This is a genomic window from Mesorhizobium sp. M1217 (genome assembly GCF_040318275.1).
In the GTDB taxonomy this organism is placed as follows: Bacteria; Pseudomonadota; Alphaproteobacteria; order Rhizobiales; family Rhizobiaceae; genus Mesorhizobium.
Genome location: NZ_JAMYMA010000001.1, coordinates 156,823 through 181,876, shown reverse-complemented (window position 1 = coordinate 181,876; position 25,054 = coordinate 156,823). Strand labels below are relative to the sequence as shown.

General features: G+C 58.7%; 22 protein-coding genes. 10 read left to right on the top strand and 12 right to left on the bottom strand.

The genetic code is table 11. The features are described from left to right. Positions 1-184: 184 nt before the first annotated feature. Positions 185-940, top strand: coding sequence for an SDR family oxidoreductase (locus NKH37_RS00990; RefSeq protein ID WP_353004563.1), 756 nt, complete (start codon positions 185-187; stop codon positions 938-940). 210 nt (positions 941-1,150) lie between these two features. Beyond that, positions 1,151-1,921 (top strand): type 1 glutamine amidotransferase domain-containing protein, encoded by a 771-nt coding sequence (locus NKH37_RS00985; protein WP_353004565.1) that lies wholly within the window; start codon positions 1,151-1,153, stop codon positions 1,919-1,921. 445 nt (positions 1,922-2,366) lie between these two features. Here NKH37_RS00985 and NKH37_RS00980 read toward each other — a convergent pair whose 3' ends face one another. Continuing rightward, positions 2,367-3,791, bottom strand: a complete 1,425-nt coding sequence (locus NKH37_RS00980; RefSeq protein ID WP_353004567.1) for an NAD-dependent succinate-semialdehyde dehydrogenase — start codon at positions 3,789-3,791, stop codon at positions 2,367-2,369. A 14-nt stretch (positions 3,792-3,805) separates the two neighbouring features. Beyond that, on the bottom strand, positions 3,806-5,257 hold the full coding sequence (locus tag NKH37_RS00975) for a lyase family protein (protein WP_353004569.1): 1,452 nt from the start codon (positions 5,255-5,257) through the stop codon (positions 3,806-3,808). Between the two features lie 68 nt (positions 5,258-5,325). Here NKH37_RS00975 and NKH37_RS00970 point away from each other — a divergent pair, with 68 nt between their 5' ends. The 8 genes from NKH37_RS00970 (at position 5,326) to NKH37_RS00935 (ending at position 14,262) form a co-directional block, all read left to right on the top strand. Continuing rightward, a complete protein-coding gene (locus NKH37_RS00970; RefSeq protein ID WP_353040736.1) occupies positions 5,326-6,126 on the top strand; it encodes a GntR family transcriptional regulator in 801 nt (266 codons plus the stop codon). A 358-nt stretch (positions 6,127-6,484) separates the two neighbouring features. After that, positions 6,485-7,225 (top strand): ABC transporter ATP-binding protein, encoded by a 741-nt coding sequence (locus NKH37_RS00965; protein WP_353004571.1) that lies wholly within the window; start codon positions 6,485-6,487, stop codon positions 7,223-7,225. Further along, complete coding sequence (locus NKH37_RS00960; protein WP_353004572.1) at positions 7,225-8,139, top strand: branched-chain amino acid ABC transporter permease; 915 nt, start codon at positions 7,225-7,227, stop codon at positions 8,137-8,139. Before NKH37_RS00965 ends, NKH37_RS00960 begins: the two co-directional genes overlap by 1 nt. Positions 8,140-8,141: 2 nt before the next feature. Then, positions 8,142-9,170 (top strand): branched-chain amino acid ABC transporter permease, encoded by a 1,029-nt coding sequence (locus NKH37_RS00955; protein ID WP_352615904.1) that lies wholly within the window; start codon positions 8,142-8,144, stop codon positions 9,168-9,170. A 29-nt stretch (positions 9,171-9,199) separates the two neighbouring features. Beyond that, on the top strand, positions 9,200-10,366 hold the full coding sequence (locus tag NKH37_RS00950; RefSeq protein WP_353004574.1) for an ABC transporter substrate-binding protein: 1,167 nt from the start codon (positions 9,200-9,202) through the stop codon (positions 10,364-10,366). A gap of 19 nt (positions 10,367-10,385) precedes the next feature. After that, entirely contained in the window at positions 10,386-11,099 is a 714-nt protein-coding gene (locus NKH37_RS00945) for an ABC transporter ATP-binding protein (RefSeq protein WP_353004576.1), read from the top strand. A gap of 73 nt (positions 11,100-11,172) precedes the next feature. Then, positions 11,173-11,958, top strand: coding sequence for a glucose 1-dehydrogenase (locus NKH37_RS00940; protein ID WP_353004578.1), 786 nt, complete (start codon positions 11,173-11,175; stop codon positions 11,956-11,958). 1,146 nt (positions 11,959-13,104) lie between these two features. After that, a complete protein-coding gene (locus NKH37_RS00935; RefSeq protein ID WP_353004579.1) occupies positions 13,105-14,262 on the top strand; it encodes an alpha-hydroxy acid oxidase in 1,158 nt (385 codons plus the stop codon). 135 nt (positions 14,263-14,397) lie between these two features. Here NKH37_RS00935 and NKH37_RS00930 read toward each other — a convergent pair whose 3' ends face one another. The 10 genes from NKH37_RS00930 to NKH37_RS00885 all read right to left on the bottom strand — a co-directional run bounded on the left by NKH37_RS00930 (position 14,398) and on the right by NKH37_RS00885 (position 24,928). Further along, positions 14,398-15,771 carry an FAD-binding oxidoreductase gene (locus tag NKH37_RS00930; protein WP_353004580.1) on the bottom strand — a complete coding sequence of 458 codons (1,374 nt, stop codon included), beginning with the start codon at positions 15,769-15,771 and terminating at the stop codon, positions 14,398-14,400. Beyond that, positions 15,768-17,414 (bottom strand): 5-guanidino-2-oxopentanoate decarboxylase, encoded by a 1,647-nt coding sequence (locus NKH37_RS00925; protein WP_353004582.1) that lies wholly within the window; start codon positions 17,412-17,414, stop codon positions 15,768-15,770. The genes NKH37_RS00930 and NKH37_RS00925 overlap by 4 nt, the downstream gene beginning before the upstream one ends. 1 nt (position 17,415) lies before the next feature. After that, a complete protein-coding gene (locus tag NKH37_RS00920) occupies positions 17,416-18,612 on the bottom strand; it encodes a M20 family metallopeptidase (protein ID WP_353004583.1) in 1,197 nt (398 codons plus the stop codon). Positions 18,613-18,728: 116 nt separating this feature from the next. Continuing rightward, positions 18,729-19,403 carry a GntR family transcriptional regulator gene (locus NKH37_RS00915; RefSeq protein WP_353004585.1) on the bottom strand — a complete coding sequence of 225 codons (675 nt, stop codon included), beginning with the start codon at positions 19,401-19,403 and terminating at the stop codon, positions 18,729-18,731. 171 nt (positions 19,404-19,574) lie between these two features. After that, on the bottom strand, positions 19,575-20,864 hold the full coding sequence (locus NKH37_RS00910) for a class-III pyridoxal-phosphate-dependent aminotransferase (protein WP_353004586.1): 1,290 nt from the start codon (positions 20,862-20,864) through the stop codon (positions 19,575-19,577). 21 nt (positions 20,865-20,885) lie between these two features. Continuing rightward, positions 20,886-21,260 carry a nuclear transport factor 2 family protein gene (locus tag NKH37_RS00905; protein ID WP_353004587.1) on the bottom strand — a complete coding sequence of 125 codons (375 nt, stop codon included), beginning with the start codon at positions 21,258-21,260 and terminating at the stop codon, positions 20,886-20,888. A gap of 35 nt (positions 21,261-21,295) precedes the next feature. Then, positions 21,296-22,258 carry an agmatinase gene (locus NKH37_RS00900; protein WP_353004589.1) on the bottom strand — a complete coding sequence of 321 codons (963 nt, stop codon included), beginning with the start codon at positions 22,256-22,258 and terminating at the stop codon, positions 21,296-21,298. Between the two features lie 57 nt (positions 22,259-22,315). Further along, complete coding sequence (locus NKH37_RS00895) at positions 22,316-23,071, bottom strand: ABC transporter ATP-binding protein (RefSeq protein ID WP_353004590.1); 756 nt, start codon at positions 23,069-23,071, stop codon at positions 22,316-22,318. A gap of 8 nt (positions 23,072-23,079) precedes the next feature. Further along, positions 23,080-23,814 carry an ABC transporter permease gene (locus NKH37_RS00890; RefSeq protein ID WP_353004592.1) on the bottom strand — a complete coding sequence of 245 codons (735 nt, stop codon included), beginning with the start codon at positions 23,812-23,814 and terminating at the stop codon, positions 23,080-23,082. Positions 23,815-23,959: 145 nt separating this feature from the next. Next, positions 23,960-24,928 carry an aliphatic sulfonate ABC transporter substrate-binding protein gene (locus NKH37_RS00885; protein WP_353004594.1) on the bottom strand — a complete coding sequence of 323 codons (969 nt, stop codon included), beginning with the start codon at positions 24,926-24,928 and terminating at the stop codon, positions 23,960-23,962. Between the last annotated feature and the right edge of the window lie 126 nt (positions 24,929-25,054).

Sequence of the window (25,054 nt, the reverse complement as noted above, 5' to 3'; positions counted from 1 at the left end):
AATAAAGAGCCGATCAGTGGTTCGACGTTGGTCTTAAACACGCCGTGAACTCTTGGCCAACGGGATGCTTCGGCCCAAGATAACTTGGAGGAATAGGCAAGAACGGCCGAGAATCCGGCAACACCGATGGGGAGCTGGCGACGATTGTGTGTTGAGCGAAGCGCTCGTTCCAAAGGAGTTACCGATGACCACCATCTCAATCGTCACCGGCGGCAGCCGCGGCCTTGGCCGCAATACCGCCATCAACATCGCCCGCCACGGCGGCGACGTTATCCTGACCTATAACAATGGCGCCGACCATGCGAACGCCGTCGTGGCTGAGATCGAGGCACTGGGCCGCAAGGCGGTCGCGCTGCGGCTAGACGTAAGCAATGTCTCGACCTTCCCGGCTTTCGTCGAGAGCGTGCGTGCGGCCCTGAAGTCGACCTGGGGCGGTGACAAGTTCGACCACCTGATCAACAACGCCGGTCACGGCGAAATGGCGGGCATCGCAGAGACGACCGAAGCGCAGTTCGACAAACTGTTCAATGTTCACGTCAAGGGCGTGTTCTTCCTGACACAGGGGCTGCTGCCTCTCCTGGCCGATGGCGGCCGCATTGTGAACTTTTCGACGGGTCTGACCCGCGTCTCCTATCCTGGCTTCTCGGCCTATTCCGCTGCCAAAGGCGCGGTCGAGATCCTCACGCTTTACATGGCCAAGGAACTGGGAGGCCGCGGCATTACCGCTAACACGATCGCGCCCGGCGCCATCGAGACTGATTTCCTGGGAGGCGCCGTGCGCGATACGCCGGCCTACAACGACGCATTCGCCGCTATGATCGCTCTCGGGCGCGTCGGCCTGCCTGATGACATCGGGCCGGCGGTCGCCAGCCTGCTCGGCCCGGATAACCGCTGGATTACGGCTCAGCGCATCGAGGTGTCCGGCGGTCAAAATATCTAATCGCTTACAGCCCTAACGGCGTGATGAGACTCTTGTCGCGGGAGGCCGCCGCGATTTTCAGCGGCGGCTCTCTATCATCCTGCATGAACCACTGCGTCAAGATCCCCGGTCACACATATCCGATGACGCTTTGACTGAGGGCAGGGGGGGTGACCACGCTGAGACAAGCAAGAATTTCTGAATTTCGCGCAACATCGGCAGGGCTTTCCGATGACGATCGAGTTTTATCGCAGTGGTAGTCCAGCATTTTTGCCGGCGACAGTGAACAAAAATAGGAGAGAATTGATGCCCAACGTTTTAATTGTTCTTTCTGCAGCGGACACATGGACTCGCGCGGACGGCACTGCTTACGAGAGCGGTGTGTGGGCGGAGGAGTTCGTGGTATTGGATGAGAAGTTCATTAAAGCCGGTTTCCACGTTGATATCGCTACGCCGGGCGGAGTCACGCCGACAATGGATGCGCGTAGTATGGACCCTGCTGTCGTCGGTCAGGATCATGTGGATCATTTCCGCAGCTATTTGAACAATAACGCAGACCGGGTGGAAGCGCCGCTGATTCTCGGTGATGTTGACGTAAGCCGTTATGACGCCATCGTCATCCCAGGCGGGCACGGCCCGGTCGAAGATCTCTACAAGGATCCCGACATGGGTCGCATACTGGTCGAGGCCAATCGTGCGTCGAAAATTATCGCGCCTGTTTGCCATGGTCAGGCGGCGTTGCTTGCTGCCAAGGACGAGAATGGTCAATGGCCATTCTCCGGACGCAAGATGACGTCCTTCAGCGACGAGGAAGAGATTGAATTCGGTACGGCTGCTAATGCGCCGTGGCTGCTTGCCGACACATTACGCAAGTCTGGGGCGCTGTACGAGAAGGGTCCGAATTGGGGCGCCTTCATTGTCAAGGACGGCAATCTCATGACCGGCCAGAACCCCGCCTCAACGGCGCCACTGGCGGATGCGGTCATAGCTGTGCTTGGTTGAAACAACATGCTCGGCCGGGTTCACTGATGTGAAACCGGCCAGGTCTTCAGAACCATCGGTCAGAGCCGAGGGTCACGACAAAGCAAGGCAACTCGTCTTCCGACACGGTTTCGGCCGATCTGGACCATCGCATCGACAGCAGCGACAATCGATGCGATCGCCGAGGAGTCCGGCATTTCGGGAATGCTCTGGTCGTTTCCCGATTTCGTGCAGGGGGTGCGCGATTTCGGCACGGAGATCATGCCGCGTCTTGCATGTGTCAACAAGGATCTGCGCGTCAAAGCCTAAGTCGTGCCGAACTCAAAAAGAGCAGAGACCTGGCTGATCTGATGCTATGAGCTACGGGACGGGTTCCTCTCCATGCTGGGAGATCCCGCCTATGCCGGTCAACGCCTAGGATAGCCCCAAGCATCAACGCGGCCAGTCAGTGGCATCAGAGCATCCGTCAGCGCTGGCTGACGAATTTGGTCTTCTGGTAAGGCTCCAGGATGGTCTGGCCGCCTTCCGTCCCGTATCCACTTTCCTTCCAGCCGCCCAGCGGCACTTCAGGGATATGGGTCGGAATGTCGTTTATGCCGATCGTGCCGACCTGCAGGCTGTCCGACAGACGCCGTTGGCGTTTCGCGTCGTTCGTGAACAGATATCCAGAAAGACCATATTCCAACCCGTTCGCCTGTCGCAGCATTTCGGCCTCGTCATCGAAGCGGATGATGGGAGCAAGCGGTCCGAAAGGTTCTTCCCGCAAGATCCTGGCGTCGGCGGGAACGTCCTTGAGGACAGTGGGTGCATAAAAGTTGCCGATGTTGCCGATGCGCTCTCCGCCGGTGAGAATCGCGGCGCCTCGCGCACGGGCATCTTCCACCAGGTCGGAGATTGCCTCCCGGCGCTTGGGGCTTGCCAACGGACCCATCTGCGTATCGTCAAGCGTGCCGTCGCCGACCCGAAGCTTTTTGGTGTTTTCGACGAAGCGGTCGACGAAGCGGTCGTGCACCTCGCTTTCGACGAAGAAACGCGTCGGGCAGATGCAGATCTGACCCGCGTTGAAGAATTTCTTCGGAACGAGATAGTCGGCCAGCGCCTCCGGATCCGTGTCCTTGCACACAATCACAGGGGCATGTCCGCCCAACTCCATCGTGACGGGCTTCATTGCTTTTCCGGCTGCCGCCGCGAGAAGCTTTCCAACCGGAATGGAGCCGGTGAAAGTGATCTTCGCAATCTCGGGCGCCGGAATAAGATAGGATGAGACTTCGGACGGTACGCCGAAGACGACGCCGACGGCAGCAGGCGTTACGCCGGCGTCCAGCAGCGCGCGCACTAGACCGAGCACGGAAGCCGGGGTTTCCTCCGAAGGCTTGCAGAGGATCGCGCACCCCGCTCCCAGTGCGCCGGCAAACTTCTTGGCGGCGAGGGCCATCGGAAAATTCCAAGGCGTGAACGCCGCAACGACACCGATCGGGTGCCGCTCGATGGTGATGCGGTTCGACGGGTCCCGACCGATCAGACCCTCGGCAATGACTCGACGGGCCTGTTCTCCAGCCCATTCCATGAAATCCGCCGAGCGGTCGACCTCGGCCATCGCCTCTCGGAGAGGCTTACCCTGTTCCTGAGTCATTGCCAGGCCCAGTTCGTCCTTGCGGGCTCTAAGAAGGTCGGCTGATTTTTTGAGGATCGCGCCCCGCTCCCATGGCGTCTTGGCGCTCCATTCGGAGAGGCCACGAACAGCCGTGCTGAGCGCAAGGTCGAGATCGGCAGTCGACGCATGTGCCACGGCGCCGATCACCTGTCCGGTCGCGGGATTGAATACGTCTTCACAAAGCCCGGTGCTGCCTTCTCTTTCTTGGCCGTCGATCAAGAGCCTGAAATTGGACATGTTGGCGAAGTCCTTCATTTTGCGTTGAACTGTGCGTGGGGCTTGGCGACTTCGGACGGGGGAGTCGACAATTGGCCAGCAGCCAGTGTGTCCGAAATCAGAACGCGTGCGAGATGCCGATCGAACTCGGAGACATCCATTTCACCGTCGCGTTCAAACACTTCACGGATCGGCAGGCCCGTGGCAACAGCCGACTGTATTAGCCGAGCCGCTACATCATAGCCTACCATCGGCGCGAGAACGGCACCTAGCACCGGGGAGTGGTCGAGAGCACGCCTGAGATTGTCGGGATCGGCTCTCAAGCCGGATATACATCCCGATGCCAGAACAAGCTGTGCGTCCGAAAGAAGCCTGATTGAGTTCAGGACCTCATGCAGAATAAGCGGCTTGCAGGTATTCAGTTGCAGCGTCCCAGATGCGTTGGCTGCAACGACGGCCGCCGAGCTGCCAAGCACCCTCATACAGACCTGGATGACAGCCTCGCAGACCGTGGCGTTGCGTTTGGACGGCATGATCGAGGACGACAACCCATCATCCGGCAGCGTCAGCGATGGCGTGCCGCTTAGGCTCGAAGTGAGAAGTCTTATATCGTTGCAGATCTTCAGTATGGCCGTGGCAAGAACGTTGAGCTCTCCGCAGATGGCCGCGAAGGAATCGTGAGCGGCCATGAATTGCGATGGGTGCGAGCTTGGGCGCAACGCTCTTCCTACAAAGGCGCTAAGCTCTTCGCAGACCAATCCGGCGAAACCCGGCGTGCCGTTGACGCCACTGCCGCTTGCGGTTCCTCCTTGCGGTAGTTCGCTAAGCCTTTCGGCATGCAACTCGATCCCAGCCCAAGCTGCATCGATCTGTCGTTCCCAGGTCCGAAACTCACTGCCCAAAGTAATAGGCAAAGCATCCTGCAGATGGGTCATGCCCAGCTTGATGTAGGCGTGAAACTCCTCGGCCCGCGCTGAGAGCGTTGATTTCAGTCCGTCCATCGCCGGCGCCAGCGATCCGAAAACCGCGCGCACCGTGCAAATATGCATAATCGTAGGGAACGTGTCGTTTGAAGACTGACCCAGATTGACGTGATCATTGGGGTGGACAGGGAAGCGCGCGCCAAGAGAATGTCCCAGCATTTCGTTCGCGCGATTGGCGATAACCTCATTGGCGTTCATGTTGGTTTGCGTGCCAGATCCGGTCTGCCAGAGCGAGATTGGGAACTGATCATCGAACAAGCCTTCCTGCATTTCCTGCGCAGATAGGATGATTACCTTGGCAAGGTCTTCAGGAAGCTTTCCAAGCTTTAGGTTCGCGCAAGCTGCCGCCGCCTTTTGCGCGCCAAAACACCGGACTACGTCTTTCGGTAGCCGTTCATCGCCAATCGCGAAGAGAATTCTTGAGCGCTCAGTTTGGGGTCCCCAATAGGCTCCATCAGGGATCGAAATTGCGCCATAGGCGTCCGTTTCGGTTCGAGTGCCCATAGAACCTCACCTTCCAATTTTCAATGAGTTATTGTACGATTGTTCGTACAAAGTCAAGATTGGTTAGCTTGCCTCTGGGACTCGCGAAAGCTAACGTCGAAATTCATTGGATGAAGGAATTATTGCAGGTGGCGCGCCATCAAAGTCAGCCCAAGTACCGAATCGTAGAGGACTATCTCAGGGGTCAATTGGCCGATGGCCATTTCCCGGTGGATGCGCTCCTTCCAACTGAGGAAGTCCTGCGCACCAGGTTCGGCGTCAGCAGAGCGACGGTGCGGGCGGCACTGAACAATCTGCAAGCCGATGGGATGATTGCAAGGACCCCTGCCATTGGTTCGCGCGTACTTGCACCAAAGCAACGCAGGGCGTTTCAAACGGGTTGGAACTCGGTAGAGGACTTGCTGCAGCACACAAAGGTTGTGCAACTTCACGTGCAGTCCATCGAGGAATTGGTTCTTGATCCGGCGCTTGCGGAAGAGATTGGCTTCGGCAGCGGACGCGGCGTCGTCAAAGTCCAGGGCGTACGGTGGAACAAGGACGACACAAATGCCCCTCTCTGTCTCGTCGAAATTTTCTTCGACGCACTTTATAGCGGGATTGTCGACCAGATTCGCTCGGCGAATAGGCCGATCGCAGATCTGATCGAGGATCGCTATCAAGTCAGGATAGAGCACATTCGCCAGGAAATATCGGCGGGAGAGTTGCCGCCGGACATTGCAGGTGCGTTGTCCGCTACCGAGAAGGGCCCTGCGCTGATCATTAAGCGCTGGTACTCGGACAGGGACAATCAGATGTTCCAAATGACGCGAAGCCAATATCCGGCCGAACGGTTTCGCTATGTGGTCGAATTCGGACGATCACACAACTAGCGCTACTGAACCCGGATAGGACAAAAATTCGGATGGTAATGCAATTTAGGCACGTTCGACGCACTCGCGTCGGCTGGTCATTCCTGACAATTCGACAATTTATTTTGTGAGATTCGCGCCAGCTCTGGCTCGCCGGCGCGGAAGCCTCGCGACCCAGACTCCGGCTGATCACTATGGTGCAGCGGTGTGGCGAGGACGCATGCCTGAGGCGCATTTTCAGGCCGACTTTTGTATTTTAAGAATACGCTTCATTTCGCAAACGGAAAGAATGCAATTGACTTTGTACGAACATTCATACGATTAAGCCTGCAGACAAAAGCGGGTTGGCCTATGGCAGACCCAGGAGAGGCTGGAGTTCATGCTGCAGGCGCGTGGCGTCACGATCCGGTTCGGCGGGGTTGTTGCCGTTAACCGCATGGATATCGATGTGCGTCCCGGCGAAATCGTCGGTCTGATCGGCCCCAATGGCGCCGGCAAGACCACATTCGTGAACGCCATCTCCGGCATGTACGCCCCGTCGGAAGGGACCATCAAATGGCGCGACGAGACAATCGGCGGCAATTCGCCGACCAAACTGGCGCGATTGGGAATTGGCCGAACGTTCCAGAACGTCGCGTCGCTTAGTGATCTGACTGTGCTGGACATCGTCAAGCTGGGGCACTCTGTTCGTTCGACCAAGAGTGGCTTGCGGGGTTTCTTCCGGACCGACCGGCGTGAAGATGATGTGCTCGTCGACGGGCTCCTTAAGCCGCTTGGGTTGGCGGAGCATAGCCAGCAGCCGTTGCAGACACTGTCCTATGGCCATCGCAAGGCCGTCGACATTGCCCGCGCACTGGCCGGCAATCCCGATCTTCTGCTCTTGGACGAACCCGTGGCCGGCGTGGCTCCTGTAGAGGCCGCCAGGCTGGCGGACTTCGTCAAGCAGATCAGGGACCGGCTGGGATGTGCCGTCGTCATGGTGGAGCACAAGATGGATATCGTCATGAGCACCTGCGACCGCATTGTCGTCATGGCCGGCGGCGCGAGGATATTCGACGGTTCCGGAGAGGCGGTTCGATCCGATCCAGAAGTTCGCCGCGTCTATCTTGGAGAAGCTTGATGGTCGCCCTGCAGCTCGCCATCGCAGGCGTCGCGGTTGGAAGCGTGTATGCGCTCATCGCGCTTGGCATCGTGCTTATCTACAAGTGCTCCGGCGTGGTGAATTTCGCACAGGGCGGATATGCCATGCTCGGCGCTTTCTTCACCTATGCGCTGGCGTCGGCCGGTCTCCATCCGATGCTCGCATTGCTGCTTTCCGTCATTCTGATGGGCGGCGTGGGTGCCTTGACGCAGATCCTGGTGCTGCGGCCGATGCTGAAAGCACCGGTGGTGGCTGTGATGATGGCCACCTTGGGCATCCTGATTGTCTTCCGCGCCGTCTGTTTGCTGATCTGGGGCCCCGATCAACTGGCGTTTCCGTCCGTCTTTCCGCCCGGCGTGATCCAGATGGGCGGGATATTCATGACGTACAATTACATAGCCGCCTTTTCGTTGTCGTTGATGCTCTGCGCGGCCTTTCTGGCCTTTTACCAGTATACGCCTCTTGGTCTCATGCAGCGATGCGCGGCTGACAACATGCGCGCCGCGCTGGCCATCGGAATTCACGTCGATCGGCAGGTGACGATCGCCTGGACGACCTCGGCAATGCTCGCTGGCCTCGGCGGATCATTGCTCGCATCCCTCAACGGGCTTTCTATAGGGTTGTCGAATATCGGGCTCGTGGCCTTTCCGGTCATCGTGCTTGGCGGGATGACGAGCCTGCCGGGCGCCATCGTTGGTGGACTGGCGCTCGGCGTCCTACAGGCGATGACCGACGGCCTGCTGACGCCACTGATCGAACGGGCGCTGCGGGAATACACCACCATCTATTCCATCGGCGCGCTGCAGCAAGTCATTCCCTATGCGTTGCTCGTCCTTGTCCTGCTGGTCCGTCCGCAGGGCATCTTCGGAAGCAAAGGCACGGAAAGGGTGTAATCATGAGCATTCGACAGATTGTTCTGCTGCTGGCCGCAGCTCTCGTGATGCTGCTGATCCTGCCGGTTCTCGGCCGGTATGGAGCCTATATCGTCTATGTGGTCGCCATCGCCTCCATCGGAGCGCTCGCACTGAATCTGCTGACCGGCTACTGCGGTCAGATTTCTTTTTGCCATGGCGCTTTGCTCGGTGTGGGCGCCTACACGGCCGGCAATCTCGGCAACGCGGGCCTCGATATGTCCATGGCTCTCGCCTGCGCCGCCATGATGACGGCGTCCGTAAGCGTGCTGGTCGGCCTGCCGGCGCTGCGTCTTCAAGGCCTTTATTTCGCGATGGCGACGTTGGCGGCCCAATTCATCCTCGAATATCTCTTCCGGCTTCTGGAGCCGCTGACACACGGTGTTTCCGGCCTCATGGTCCAGCCGGCGCACTTCCTCGGCATGGACCTGTCGAACGATCGTGGTTATGCCGCGATCGCAATCGGCCTGCTGGTGCTTTCCCTGATCGCGGTCTCGCGGATCCTGCGTACGGACGTCGGCCGCAGATTCATCCTGATAAGAGACAGCGAAATCGTTGCCCGCGGCATGGGCATCAACGTCGCACGCACCAAGCTATGGGCTTTTGCGTTCTCGGGCGCCCTGGCAGGCCTTGCCGGCGGACTCCTCGCCTTCACCACGCGCATTGCGGCGCCGGAGGCATTCGAGATCGCGCTGTCGGTAGACTATGTCGCGATGATCATCGTGGGCGGACTCGGTTCCCTGACCGGCTCGGTGATCGGAGCCTGCTTCGTCGTCCTGCTGCCGGAGATCGCCCAACGGCTTGGCGAGGCCCTGGGAGCCGAAGCGGAGACCGCCGCCATTCGCGAGATGGTGTTCGGACTGCTGGTGATCGTCTTCCTCATCTACGAGCCGCGCGGCCTGCATTCGCTGTTAGGCCGCGCCATCCGACGCCTTCGGCAGGGGGCGACGGGATGGCGGAGGGCTGGGGCCGATCCCGCAGCCTGGCAATCCACGGCCCAGCACAAGAACTGAAATCAACTGATCGGAAAAGGGAGGAATCTATGAAGAGATTAATCGTAAAACTGGCGCTTGCGGCGCTTTTTGCCGGCACCCCGGCAGCGCATGCCGCGGATATCACGGTGTGCATGTGGGGCACGATCACCGGTCCGGATGCGCTGCTCAACGGGATGACCTACGGCACGCGCGATCACTTCGAATATCTGAACCAGGCCGAAGGCGGGATCGAAGGAAACCACATCAAGACCATCGTGCTTGATGGCCGCTACAAGCTCGATGAAGAACAGAAGATCTATCGCCGCTGCGTTGGCGAGGAAAACGCCGTCTTCGTGAAAGGATGGTCGACGGGCGCCGTCAAATCTCTTCGCGACCAGATCCAGGCCGACGCAGTGCCGTTCATGACCGACTCCCATTCGAGCGAAGTGCATGATCCCCAGAAGCTGCCCTACATCTTCATTCCCGGTCCCACCTATGAACAGCAGATTCTGATCGGCCTGCGGTCCGCCGCGCAAGCAGGCGCCAAGCGGGTTGTCATCATGCACGCCAACAACGAATACGGCCGTGCCCCGGTCGAGGTTGTCCGCAAGTCGGGCGCCATCGAGAAGATGGGCCTCGAACTCGTCGACCAGGTCGAATTTCCGTTCGATGCGCAGGATCTGACCGGACAAGTTCTGCGGATCAAGAACGAGAGTCCCGACCTCGTTTTCGTGCAGGCCTCAACGCCGCAGATGCTCGTCATCCTGCGCGACGCCGCCAAGGTCGGCATGCCCGCGAGCCTGTTCATGGGCAATATGTACAACATAGCGTCGGCGATTCCCGAACAATTGGGCGAGGGCGCGGAAGGGTTCCGCACAATCCAGATCTACGCCGATTTCGGGGAGAAGATTCCGGCGATGGATACGATCAACAAATACGGGGAAAATAACAAGATCGAGAAGCGCGACACCTACTATCTGAAAGGCTGGTACGAAGGCGTCGTCATGGCTGCGGCCATCCGCAATGCGGTCAAGAAGGCGGGCGGCGCGCCCGACGACCTTGCAGCATTCAGGAAGTCGGTTCGCGACGAGATGGAAGCCCTGATGGGCGTGGACACCGGTGGAATTACGCCGCCGGTGGACTATGCCAACCACCAGGGCACGACGCAGGCGCGAATCTCCCAAATCAAACAGGGCAAATATGTCGCGATCAGCGACTGGATAAACGCCGAGTAGCGGCTGACGGGACATCCCCATGCTTGAAATCCAGAATCTGAGCGCACGCTACGACGCTGTCATCTCTGCCCTCGAGAAGCTCGATTTCGAGGTGCCGGCGGGCCGTATCGTGGCAGTGCTGGGACCAAACGGCGCCGGCAAGTCGACGTTGCTGAAGGCAGTGGCTGGAATGCTGCCCTTCGAGCAGGGAGAAATCTGCGAAGGCCGGGTGATTTTTGATGGGTTCTTGCTCAACGGAAAGCATCCCGCGACCATCACGCGCACGGGAATCGCCCTGGTCCAGGATGGGCGGCAATGTTTCCGGAACCTCACGGTGGGAGAAAACCTCAAGGCAGCATCGTTCCAGAGCCCGAAAGGCAATGCGGAACGGCTGAAGCTCGTGTTGTCCTATTTTCCCATCCTTGAAGAGTTCTTCGATCGCCCGGCGGGCCTCATGTCGGGGGGGCAGTTGCAGATGCTCGTCATCGGCATGGCTCTCATGCTGCAGCCAAAGCTTCTGATGTTGGATGAGCCGAGCCTCGGCTTATCTCCCGTAATGGTCCAGACGGTGTTCGAGGTCGTGGAGCGGCTGCACCGCGACCTCGGCATGTCCGTCGTCGTCGCGGAGCAGACCGTCCCGCGCCTGATGGAGATAGCGCATGACGTCTACGTCCTTTCGCGCGGCCGCCTGGCCCTCCACGCGCCGCCCCACGAGGTAAGCCCAGAGAGGTTGCACGCTCTCTATCTGAGCTGATCGGCCAAAGATCCACCACCCGGCCCAAATGGTCGAAAGCGTCCATGGGCAACAGAACAGGAGCACCAACAAGATGCAATTGAGCGAGCTGGACGCCAGCAAGGGCGCGGGACGTTTGGCCGGCAAGGTGGCGATCGTCACCGGGGGCGGCAGCGGCTTCGGCGAGGCGACCGCCAGACTGTTCACGAAACAGGGCGCCAAGGTAGTGATAGCCGACCTTCGCGCCGATGCCGGCGAGCGTGTCGCTTCGGATATCGGCGATGCCGCCCATGCCGTCTCGGGCGATGTCAGTTCGGCCAAGGATGTCGGATCAATCGTATCGGAGACGCTCAGGCACTTCGGCAAAGTGGATATCGTCGTCAACAATGCCGGTATCACCCATATCAATCAGCCGCTGCTGGAGACCGACGAGGCATCTTTCGATCGAGTGTTCCGGGTCAACGTCAAATCGGTGTACCTCTTCGTGCAGGCTGTGGTTCCGCACATGCGCGATGCCGGCGGCGGCGTCATCTTGAACATCGGCTCGACGGCCGGACTCCGTCCCCGTCCCGGACTGACCTGGTACAATGCCTCGAAGGGGGCGGTGAACCTAATGTCCAAGTCGCTCGCCGTCGAACTCGCGCCGTGGAAGATTCGGGTCAATGCGCTGTGTCCCGTGGCAGGCGACACGCCCCTGCTTGCCGACCTGATGGGTGTCCCGGATACGCCAGCCAACCGCCAGAAGTTCATCGACAGCATCCCGCTCGGTCGGCTGTGCAGGCCATCGGATGTCGCGGCTGCCGCTCTTTACCTCGCATCGGATGAAGCGGATTTCATCACGGGCGTGGAGTTCCCGATCGATGGCGGGCGAACGATCTAAACCTTTGCCGACAAAACAGGACGCAAAAGCCGCTTGCCCCTGCGGGTCGACCCTCCTGGCATCGGACGCCTCCGCCTGGTGACCGGCACGGCTCAAATGGTCGATGGCGGCTGGACGGCGGACTGGGCTAGCGGCTGTACTTGGGCTTGAATGGTAGTTGGGCGTCGCTAGTCCGAGCGAAGATACGACGCGAGGACGAAACCGCTCGGGCAAATAGCTTCTTGGCAACCTTGGATCCTCGTCTATTCCAACTTTTGAGGCGCTTGTAGCGTCTAGGGCGACTGGCCAGTTGTCGAAAGCCGTTAATCCTCAGGGCGGCTATGGGGAAACCGTGCATCGTCAAGAGAAGCTGGGTCCGGTCAAGCGGGAGCGGTTGAGCTCCCATCCAGCAAGCATATCCAAGTTTGATGCTGTCAAACCGTGGTTCTACTCAAATCACTTTAGCAAATTTAGGGCGAGCGTAGACAAGGTGCCGCATGTGCGTCCGCCGAATTATTGATTGCTGGACGACTTGAGACACATGGGGTGCGCGTTTTGAACGGACGATCCAGGCATTTTTTCGGGCTGCCCCGGTTAAGTTCGATGTGGAAGCTTTTCTTTGTGGTCGACATCATTGGCATGAGTTCCAGAATTCTGAAGCGTTTCAGCGAGACCGGTCCGACGATGATGGTCAACTCAACCGCAGCCAAGCTTCCACAACCAGGGTATCAGTAGGAAATATAAGCGTGGCTAATTCTCAGAGGTTTCCGGGCAACCTTTGGTATGTGGTCCTCGCGGGGTCTGTTTGTGCGGGGTTTGCATTGGTGTTGGTCCTCGTTTCATCAACGGAATCCCTGCCTCTGCACACGATCTATGTGAAATATGGATGCATTCCCGATGATCCTTCGAAGCGCGAATGGGACCAATATCTCGGCCTGTCGACCTGTAAATGAGCAGCGTGCCGATGCTAGCTCAGCCCAGGCTTGGTCCAGTTCTCTCCGCCCAGGCTCGATAAATCGGCCTTGCCCTGAAAGACGTCGCCGGGCGATGCGGGCGCCGCATCTGTCTGTTGATTAACCCGTCGCCTGGCAACGGTGGTGTCGAAGGCAGCAGCGACTGACTTGGCAAGATCCTCGCGGAACCTGATACGGAAATTGCGAGTGAAGCGTGACGGATCGAGCAGGTTTCCTTAATTTTGCAGAGGCGCGAAAAATCGCAAAACGCCGCCTGCCGCGAGGGATTTTCGAATACATTGACAGGGGAACCGAAGACGAGCGGGCGCTTGTTGGGAACAGAGCTGCCTTCGATCGGATCAAGATTACACCGTATGCCTTGCGAAGCAGTTCAACCAGATCGACGACGATTTCGCTCTTCGGTCACGAATACAGCGCGCCACTGGTGGTCACGCCGACGGCTTTCGCAGGATTGGTCTACTTCAATGGCGAGATGGAACTCGCCAAGGCTGCGGCGGAGTTCGGCATTCCGTTCACGGCTGCGACAGAGGCGATAACTTCAATAGGGGTCGTCGCGCGAGTGAGCCCAGAACCGATATGGTTTCAACTCTATTTGTGGGACAAAGAGGAAATCTCGTTCAACCTGACGGACAAAGCTTGGAGTTCAGGCGTCCGAACGATTGTCGTCACTGTAGATACTCCCGTTCTGCCGAATCGAGAGTTCAATGTTAGAAACGGTTTCGATGTTCCGCTGCGATTTTCGCCTCGCAATGTTTTTGATGTGGCCACGCATCCGCGCTGGGCCCTTGGCGTTTTAGGGCGCTATGTCGTTACGGAAGGGATGCCCACTTTCGCGAACTATCCGGACCAATACCGAAAGGATCTACTCAGGAGAAACCGGGGATACCCCCTGGACTTTATGCCAGACCTAAGTTGGGAGCACATGGCCAGAATTCGCGACCGTTGGAAAGGGACCATGGTGATCAAAGGCCTCCTTCGGCAAGGGGACGCGCTGGAGGCCAAACGCGTCGGCGCCGACGGCATCGTTGTATCGAACCATGGCGGACGTAATCTGGACAGCGCGATTGCGCCAATCGATGTACTCCGCGGAATAGTCGACTGCGTTGGTCCCGGCATGACAGTGCTGGCCGACAGCTCGGTTCAGCGCGGCAGCGATGACTTCAAGCTGCTGGCTAGTGGCGCGAAGGCGGTCCTGCTGGGACGTAGCATGCTGTACGGCACTGCGGCTGGTGGAAAGGCAGGAGCTATTTCAATGATGAGCATTCTTAGGGAAGAACTCGCACGGACCATGGACATGAGCGGCTGCCAAACGATCGCCGACGTCAATCAGGATTTGATCGCGGTGAGCTGAACATCAGGTAGACGCAGAACCAGAAATACTTGCTTTTACTCTTCCTGCCTACGTCCGACCTGGGAATGCCGCGCCCGCGGCTAGATTGGGCGGTGAATTCACGATCAACCGCTTCGTCACGATTCGCTGTGGGATTCAGGATGCCCGCGCACCAAGAGATTTGGGTTCGTACGATATATGCGGATTTAGAATTCCTGCAGGATCGAGAGCAGCGCGGATGCGGTTCATCGCAGCGATTTCAGCGGTTGACCGGGACCGCCACAGATGCGCGGCCTTCTCTCCGCCGATCCCATGTTCGGCAGAAATCGAAGACGGTTCGTAGGACGCCAAGGGGTCATAGACGCATTCCTCGATAACGCGTGTCGCGTCGGACGAATGCCCGTCGTGTCCGATCATGAAATGAATATTGCCGTCAGCGAGATGCCCGAAATAGTAGGCAGTGGCGTTTGATACCCGGGCCTTGAGGCGCGCTTCGACGTCTGCGATGTAAGCCGCATACTTATGTGGCCGCATGCTGACGTCAAAGGAAAGCACTTGTTTATGGGCTCTCTCGATGACATCGGACCCATCACGGATTGACCAGAGACGGCGCTCCTGGACCGGTGTGGTCGCCAGCGCGCTGTCGATAATGTCCTCGATCCCCTCCAAGGCCCCGACCAAACTTTCGACTGCCTGTTCGCCACTATCCATGCCCTCGACCTGCGCGAGCAAATAAATGGGATGGCCCGGTGGAAGCGGGGGCGTCTCTGCCGACAGTGCGGTGCTCACTTTCTCGAAATAGCCGTTCCACATGATTTCCAAGGCCAGCAAGGAATGGCCGCAGGCACGCTCTATTGCCTCCATCACCACGAGGGCGCTGTCCAGGTGGTTGAGTGCCAACAGAGCACTCGCCGTGCCGGCCGGGCGCGGGCTGAGCTTCAGCAAAGCCTTGGTCACGACACCCAGCGTTCCCTCGGAGCCGATGAATATCTGCTTCAGGTCGTAGCCGGCGTTGTTCTTGGGTAAGCCCCTTAGATCGGTAAGGATCGACCCGTCGGAAAGGACCACTTCAAGGCCGACAACATTGGATCGTGTCATGCCAAACCGGACGACGGAGTTCCCGCCCGCGTTCGTGGCGATGTTTCCACCGATGGTGCAACTGCCCCGGGCGCCTAGATCGACGCCATACCGCAGTTCGTGCTCCGCAGCGAAATCATGGACCGCCTCCAACTTCGTTCCCGCCCCCACCACAAGCAGGCGCGTGCTCGGGTCGAAGCTCTCGATCTTGTTCAGCCCCTCGGTGGAAATTCCGAAGTAGTGCGATGGCGTGTGGGTACCATGCACGAGCCCGGTGAGCCCCCCCAGCGTAACCACGGGAGCCTGTTGCCCGTGAAAGAGTTTCAGGCACTCCGCCACTGCCTCGGTGGTCCCGGGTCTGACGACAAGTGCCGGGCCATCTGGCGGCCCGGCAAGGACATTCGATCCGCCCACGAGCTGCCGAAGGCTAGCCTCAAGGGTCTCGCTGTTCATGACACGCCTGCGCCTGAAAACATTGCCGCGTCGTTGTCTATCTGGAGCAGGGTCGGCCTGTTTCTCTTGAAAGCTTCCTTGAGCTCACGGCTGAGTTGTTCGAGCGATTCAATTTGAACGGCCTGGCATCCGAAGCCCGTCGCAATCATCTGGAAGTCGGGCGTGTAGAGGTCCACGCCCACCGTGGGGATGTCGGACGCAATCATTGCATCTCGGATTTCGCCATATGCTCGGTTGTTCCAGAGAATAATTGGAAGGCTGACTTCATTCTCAACTGCCGAGGTGAGTTCCTCGATCGTGTAGAGGAAGCTGCCGTCGCCTACGATCGCGACCACCTGACGATCCGGGCAGCCGATCTTCGCTCCGATGGCGGCGGGGAGGGCGCTTCCAAGGGTGCCGTAGCCGTTCGGGAACAGCCAAGTGCCAGGCTCTTTCGAGGGGAAGAAGTGATTGCCTGTGTACGCAAGCTGGGTGGAGTCGGCGCAGATGACGGCATTCGGATCAAGCGCTGCCGCTATGGCTCCCAAGATCGGCTTGTGCTTGTGGGACTCCGCGGACCAACCTGCGTCTTTTTCCACTGCCGCCCTGATGCCGGCGACTCGTCGCTGAGCGATTTCACTCTGATCCGCGTCGGCACCGCCGCACCCTTCGATTATCGCCTGGAGCGCGACCTTGGCATCGGAGAGCATAGCGATGCGCGGGAGATAGTTCATAGTCAACTGTCGCGGATCGATGTCGATCCTGATCAACGCACCATTTATCCGGTAGCTCTTGCAGGTGTAGAGCAGGTCAGTCTCACTGAGTTCCGTTCCGACTGCCAGCACTACGTCGGCATCCTCGATCGCGCGGTGCATCGGAGGAAAAGGAAGACTTGAGCCAAGGGAAAGGGGATGGGTTTCCGGAAGGATTCCCTTACCAGTATTCGTCGTCACCACGGGAATGCCAAGTTGCTCCGCGAGCGCCAGGACTTCTCGGTTCGCGCTGCGAGCTCCTCCGCCGACGATCATGATGGGACGCTTGGCGCCCATTAGCATCGAGGAGACTCGGCTGATCACATCCGGGTGCGGCCCGGGTCTATACAATTGGAGCGCTTGCTCGCCGGGCACCGGCACCTTCGAACTGAGGAGGTCTCTTGGAACTTCGATCAGGGCCGGCCGCGGACGCGACACCTCCATTGACGACATGGCCTGGTGGAAAACCTCCTCGATGTTTGAAGGCTCGAGCAAGGTATGGGTGAAAGCAGCAATCTGCTCCTGGACAGCGGACTGCGACTTGGTCTCGTGCAAGGCGCCGCGGCCCACTCCGATTTCTCCGCGCAAGTTGTTCGCGGCGATCACGAACACCGGAATGGAGTCCGAATAGGCTTCGGCAATACCTGTGGCAGCATTGAGCACACCGGGTCCGGTGATGAGCATGCACGCGGCCGGTCGGCCAGTCGCGAAGGCATAGCCGTATGCCATGAACGCGCCACCCTGCTCGTGCCGAGGCGTCACGTGCCTGATCCGCCGTTCGGGAAGGGATTTATAGAAGTCGACGGTGTGCACACCGGGAATGGAGAAAATCGTGTCGATCCCATAGGATTCCATGAGACGAAGAATGGCGTCCGCCACCGTCGTCTGGCCGATTTGCTTTTTGTCGCTCATATCAGGCCTCCCCGCCTTTGGTCAGAACCATGACGGCCCTGGCAATCTTGCGCGCGGAATTGACGAGGTCGGCCGTCCCGACATGTTCCTCAGGGGTATGCGCCCACTTCTCGTCGCCGGGACCGAGGCCGATCGTGGGGATGCCGGCGGCGTTCATGAACGTGCCGTTCACGCCGAAACGCCAGGCGGAGATTGCCGGGGCGGTGTCGTCGACGTCGAGTGCGGCGACGATGGCAGCCTGAGCCACCAGGCTGGTTTGTGGGGTGAACATCAACGGGTAATGATTGGTGACTTCGGCGGTCCACTTGACCCCCTCGGTTTCTCCGTATGCGGACTTTAGGATTTGACGGATTTCCGACAGGCAGCTCTCTTCATCCTCTCCCCTGATGTAGCGACGGTCGACCCTCATCTTCACGAGGTCCGGTACGACGGCGGTGCCATTGTCCGGGAAGGAATGCATGCCGGTCACCACTACCGTGGCAGGGCCAAGGAGCTCGTCTTCCGGCAGCGTAGACGCGTATTGCTCCAAAGCACCGATGAACGCCGTCGAAAGATAGATCGCATTGACGCCGTTCGACGGCTCCGACGCATGGGAGGTTCGCCCATGGAAGCAGGCCTCGAACTCCAGCTTGCCGCGGTGACCGAGATAGACTTGCCCCCTCGTTGATTCCACGGAGATTCCATAGTCCGCGCGAATGCCTCCTTCGATAACCGACTTCACACCCTTGGGAGAGTCCGTCTCTTCCTCGACGTCGGCGACAACGATCACATCGCCGCCCGGCTTCAGGCCGCTGCGCTGCAGGGCACCCATCGCATAGACGGCCGAGATGACGTTGCACTTCATGTCACACGATCCACGGCCGAAAATGGCCTGACCGCTTTCGCCCCAACGGGCGGCGTCCACGAGTTCGCCGGAGAACGGATTCTGCATAGCGCCGACCGGGACGTGATCGATGTGGCCGTTGATCATGACGGATGGCCCGGTCCCGTCGCCGAAAACCGTCCCGATAACATTTCCGTTCGCATCGATTTTTACGTCGTCAAAGGAAAGCTCGATCATCTTTTCGGCGACGAATTTCGCGACATTCGCCTCTTGGCCGGTGAGGCTCTCGATGCGTACCACCTCCTGGCAAGCCGCGATAAGCGCAGGAGCGTCGATCGCTTCGTCAATGGCCGCACCAACTGAATTTCTGAGCATGATGAAGTACTCTTCTGTCTACTGTCGACATTTTTGACCTTTAGGAACGGCCTCATGTCGGGATTAATGGGAAATTTGGTGCTGAGCTCGCGATGCTGCCGTCCGGCCGCGTTGAGCTATTTCGTGGAAGCAAAGGCGTCCAGTGATGTCATTATGTGCTCAGCGAGCGCTGCGGCGGCCTTGTCTGGATCGCCGCTTTCTATCGCTTGCACGAGAGGCTCATGCTCCTGCGCAACGTCCATGAGATTCTTGTAACCGGCATTGTCGATCGTAAGCGCGAGGCGAAGATGGTCGAACAAAAGCCCGGCGACCTTTTCGATGTACGGGTTCTTGGCCATCCGCCAGAGAGCTTCGTGGAATTCAAGTTCTGCGTCGACCAAGCCAGGCAAATCGCCATTCTTCGCAAAATTCGACATCGTTTTGATGAGCTTGCGCAGCTTCTTGACGTCTTCGGAAGTGTGGCGCTCGGCCACCGCCCTGATCGCCAACGCCTCAATGGCATTCCTCACGACATACAACTCGCGAATTTTCTCCGCACTCATCTGGATAACCGAGGTCCCGTAATGGGTGCGGCTCTCAAGAAGTCCGGCTTCGGTCAGGCGGTTGACGGCTTCGCGGATTGGCGCGCGGCTGATGCCGAGAGATTTGGCGATGCTCGCTTCGACAATGCGCTCCCCCTGGGCAATCTGTCCTGAAAGAAGTTTGGCACGGAGGTCGAAGTACACCTGATCAGCCACCGAATTACGCTGGATCACCAAGCCGTTGGTTTCATCTTGTTTCACGACACCCATGGCGGGCCTTTCTTCATGGTTGGCGCAGCCTACCGAATTCGGTCCAGCATCAGCGCAGGCAACTTAGCGGAACTTGCGAAAAAAGAATACGAAACCGTGCAACGATACGGATCCGCTCCGTTTTCCAATGTGGAGAACCTCCCCGGCTTTTGGCCGGGGAGGTTGGGCGGATTACGCAGCGGGTTTCACAGATTTGCGCAGCAAGGAGGCGGCGCGGTCAAGAGCATCAACGATGGTATCGGCCTCCACTTCGGTTAGCACCAGCGGAGGAAAGAACTTCAGACCGGGCGGATCGATTTCCGCGACGCTGTGGCACAAAATACCATCGGCGAGGATATCTCTGTAGAGCTCACGCCCCACATTCCGGTTGGCAACTTGAACCGAGACGGCGAGCCCGAAGGATGTAACGCCCTTGAGGACGTCGGAGTGTTTTGAGCAGAGCGCTTGGAAGGCGTTATGAAGGTACGCTCCAACTTTGCGGACGTTCTCCAACAAAGCCGGACTGGAGGCGACGTCAAGCACCTTCGCCGCAACAATACAGCTGATCTCGTTGCCGCCGAGGCTGGAGATATACGCGAACCGATGCTGATTCATGCACTGCTCGTAGATTTCCGCCCGCATCAATACGGCACTCGCTGGATACAGGCCGCCCGACAAGCCCTTGCCGGTGATCATCATGTCCGGATCGATGTTATACTGCTCAGAAGCCCACAGTGTCCCTGTTCGACCCAGACCCGCGCGTGTTTCGTCCACGATGAACAGGACGCCACGCTCCTTGCAAAGGCGGGAAGCCTGGGTGAAGAAGTCGTTGGAAGCCGCCTCGAAGGTCTCGTAGTCCATCGGCTCGATGATGAAGGCCGCGATCTCGGAGGTAAGAAGACGGTCGAGTTCCTCGATATCGCCGAACCGCTCGAGAAAGTTCGAGTGCGAAGGAAGATTATAGTGGTCGATGATCCCTTCTTCGGGCGAGCCCGTGACGATGGCCGCGAATCCTGTGTGGCCGTGATATCCATGCCTGTAGGCAAGCATCTTCTGACGCTTGGTAACGCGGAACGCGAACATCGTGGCCAGATCGACCGAAAGAGTGGAGCAAAGAGTAATCACGCTCCGATTCAGATGGGCCTTGGGCGCGAGCGCCGCCAGCTTGTCCTGGAGTTCCAAATATTTGGCATTTGGTACCGACCAAAGCCCGGTGTCCCGGCCGTCGTCGAGCGCCTGCCGCAGCGCAGCCAAGATCTCCGGATGGCGATGTCCCAACGCGTGCACGCCGCCGCCGGTGCCGCAGTCGATCAGGCGCCGCTTGCCCTCGATGTCCCACATGTAAACGCCTTCGCGTTTGCCGATGACGAATTCAGCGCCTTTCGCCTTCTGCCGTTCAGCATTTGACCGCCAGGATCGCTCGATGAAGGCATCGAAAATTTCGGCACTTGTGTGAAGTGCCTTCTGGTTTTCGTTTGTCATTTTACGATTCCATTCTCGCAGTCACTGTGCATCCAAAGTGAAGTGCCAAACCTTCGAGACGATCTTCCATCCGTCGGCGGTTTTTACGCAGGTCAGTTCGTCCACGAAGTTCTTCGGAATGAAAACCTCCTTGACGCGAAGATGGGCTGTCGTGGGGCTGGCGATCTCGATCGCAACGACCTCATCTCTCCTCGGATCGTTGCGAGACGCCGGTGAAACACGGCCCCGCACGATCTCGAGGTACTTGTCGACGCCCATGATTACGGGTTCCGCTTCGGTGAAGCAGTAGAGCATCGCTGCGGGATGAAACACCTCAGCGAAGAGGTCCGCCTTCCCGAAATACAGCGCGTCGAAGTACTTGTTTGCGAGCTCGCGCAACGCGGCTTGGCCTGACATGATGTCCTCCCTTACGTTTGTTCTGTTCGGGCCGATCAAGGCTGTTTCGTCGTGCGGTTCTGGTGGGCTACCGCCGCCAGGCACGTGAGCTCGAACATCAGGTTCGCGGCGTTGATGCAGGTGATCCCCGTCGGATCGAGCGACGGCACGACTTCGCAGATGTCACCGCCGATCAAATCGATGCCATTGAGCGACCGCAGGATCATTTGGGCGTCCCGCATCACGATGCCGCCTGGTTCTGGGACACCCGTGCCGGGTGCGTCCTTCGGGTCCAGACCGTCGATGTCGATCGAGAAGTAAGTCCGGCCGGCGCCGATTACGCGTTTGATCTCCTCGATGACCGCTGCGCGGCCCATCGTCTCGTACTCGTCCATCGTGATCATTCGGATGCCGACCTGACCGCCATAGACAATGTCGTCGTCGCCGTAGCGGGTACCCCGCAAACCGATCTGGACGATCCGCTTGGGATCGAGAAGGCCTTCTTCCACCGCACGGCGCACGAAGGTGGCGTGGTTGTACTTCGTTCCCATGAATTCATCGAAGGTATCGGAATGCGAGTCGATCTGGATCAGACCGACCGGGCCGTCCTTGGCTATTGCCCTGAGAATTGGAAGCGGGACCGTGTGGTCCCCGCCCACAGAAATCGGGACGGCACCAGCTTCGTGGACACGCTGGAAGAACTGTTCAATGTGCTCGACGCTTTTCTCGACGCTGAGTGGATGGGTTGGCGCGTCGCCGATATCGGCGATATTCGCGATGCGGTATGGAGCGACGCCGGTTGTCGGATTGACCTGGCGGATCAAGCGAGAGGCCTCACGAACGCCCGCCGGTCCCTGTCGTGCACCGGATCGGTACGTCGCGCCCAGATCCAGGGGAACGCCGACCAGAGCGATGTCGATGGAAGGGGAAATCTCCGACCGGGCGGCGCGCATGAACGTTGCGATCTCGGCGTATCGCGGGGTTACGGATGAATTAACGGGATTGAATTCGTTCGACATTTCATTCCTTTCTTGTCGGCCATTGAGGCCAAGAGGCCGCAAATTTAGATCAGCGCGTCAATGCCTCAGCAGGTGGAGCATGTGTTTGCGGTAACGGGTGAATTCCTCGCTCGCGACGATGTCGGGGACGCGCGGCCTCGGCAGTTCAATTCTGAAGTCTTCGATGATCCTGCCGGGGCGCGCGCTCATGACCAGCACGCGGTCCGCAAGATAGACGGCTTCCTCGATATCATGGGTCACGAAGATCACGGTGGTCCGTTTGCGAGACCAGATATCGAGCAACAGTTCCTGCATCCGGGAACGTGTCTGTGCGTCGAGCGCCCCGAACGGCTCATCCATCAACAGAACGCTAGGCTCCATCGCCAGAGCGCGGGCGATCGCCACGCGTTGCTTCATGCCGCCCGAAAGGACTTTCGGAAACTGATCCGCGTATTCCTTGAGACCCACAATCTCAATGAGTTCATTGGCGATTTGAGAGACCTTGGCCTTCGGCCAGCGATTCAGTTTCGGGCCGAACTCGATGTTCTGCCTCACCGTAAGCCATGGATAGAGCGAATAGTTCTGGAAGACCATTCCGCGATCCGGGCCTGGTTGGGCAACGGATCGTCCATCGACCTTGATTGACCCGGTCGAAGCTTCCACCAGCCCGCCCACGACATTGAGCAAAGTCGATTTTCCGCATCCGGATGGCCCCAGAAGACAGACGAACTCACCTTGCTCGATTTCCAGATTGGTATTCGTCAGCGCTATCTGCGGTGCTTCCCGATGCCGGGCGAATTCCACGCTGACGTTGTCGACAAGAACGCGTGTCATGGTGGTCCTCAGTACATGTAGGGAAAAAACTTGCGGTGCGCATAGCGGAAGGCGAGGTCGGTCAAGACGCCCAGGATGCCGACGGCGACGATCCCGGCGATGACTTGGTCCGTCAGAAGGAAGCGCTGGGACTGCAGGATGGCGATACCCATTCCCTTGTCCGCTCCGACGAGTTCCGCGACGATGACATAGGTCCAGGCGATGCCCGCCGTAATGCGCAGCGCGTCCACGATTGCCGGAACGCAGGCGGGCAGCAGAACCTTGAAGAACACCTGTCGTGAGCTCGCTCCAAGCGAGTAGGCACTGTTCATAAGGTCGCTGGAAACGCCTTCCGAAATGCTCGCGATGAACAGGGCGAGCGGGAAGAACGTGCCCATGAAGACGATCGAGATTTTCTGAGATTCATTGATCCCGAGCCAGATGATCATCAGCGGCACGAAGGCGGTTGCAGGCAAATAGCGCGCGGTGCTGAGCAACGGTTCGAGAAGGGAACGGAAGAACGGGAAATTCCCGATGAGGATGCCGATCGGCACGGCCACTACCGCCGCGATAAAAAATCCGCCGAATACACGGTAAGAGCTCGCCCAAACATCCTCCAAATAGCCACCGCTTACGACCATGTTGGCCAGACGACTGGCGACGGCGATGGGGCTGGGAAGGAAGAAGGGTTGAATCCAACTGGCCTCGGTGACAAGCAGCCACAGCAGAAAAAAGCCCAGTACCCCGACGACGGAAATCGTCATCCGTTCGCCAGCAGGCAGGTTTGCCCTGGGCCTCAAATATGTCCGCACCTTGGTGAGGAGACCTGGGCGTCTTTCGGAGACGCCCGCGGTTTTGATTTCGCTGTTCATCGGAAGCGTTTGGAAAGTCCGCATCGTCCCTCCAGGCTCACTTTGCCAGCTCGCCAGCGATGCCGACGACCTTTGCGGCGTCCGGCGTCGAGCGCAGCACGCCGATTTTCTGATAGAACTCACCAGCTTGGGAGACGAGTGCAAAGGCCGGGCTGCGATCACCGGAGAAGAACGCCACGTTGTCCTGTTTGCTGAAGAAGCGAACATCCTTCAGCGTGCCCTCGAGTGTCTCGGTGCTCATCTTCAGATTACGAGCGATGATCTCATGCGCCTCCGCCGGGTTCTTCCCCATGAAAGCGATGCCTTCGAAGTAGGCGTCGACGAACGCCTTCATCTCCGTCTTATGCTGGTTGGCATAGTCTGACTTCGCGGCGAGCGCGTCGACGATTAGGCCTGGCATCGTGCTGGTGTCGGCCAGGATCTTGCCGAAGTCGGTAGCAGCGGCCTTTGAAAGCCACGGCTGCCACGTCACGGCGGCATCGACGCTGCCGGCAACGAAGGCTGCGCCGGCGTCACCCGACTTCATGTCGATGACATGGACGTCTTCAAGCTTCAATCCAGCCTTGTTGAGCGCCTGCGCGAGAAGGAACTGCGAGACCGAGCCCTTCTGAACACCGACTGATTTGCCTTTCAGGTCCGGGACGGTCGCTATCTCCTTCTTCGCGACAATTCCGTCGCCGCCGGCCGACTCGTCGAGCGCGGTCAGAACTTCTAGGTCAGCTCCGTTTCCGGTAAACAGTGCGAAGTTGTCCATCGTCGAGGCGACGATATTGATCTGGCCGCCCTGCATGGCGGCGATGGCGTCTGATGATGCCTCGATGATCTGCAGGCTTACATCCAGTCCTGCCTTTTCGAAGAAGCCCTTTTCCTTGGCGATGTAGAGCGCGCCGTAACCAATCCAGGTCGAGTGCGCGATCGAAATCTTTTCCGACGCTTTAGCGACGTTCCAGGTTGACATGGTCATAGCGATTGTGCCCGCAAGAGCGAGCTTTTCAAGGAGTTTCATTGACGTTCCCCATTATCTTGTTGGCGACTGTCCTCTGTCGACAATGTCTCGTCTCACATAAATCTGATGTAGTCAATGCGAAATGGTCCTCTCGCGATAACTGTGATTTATGGGCTGGCACCACCC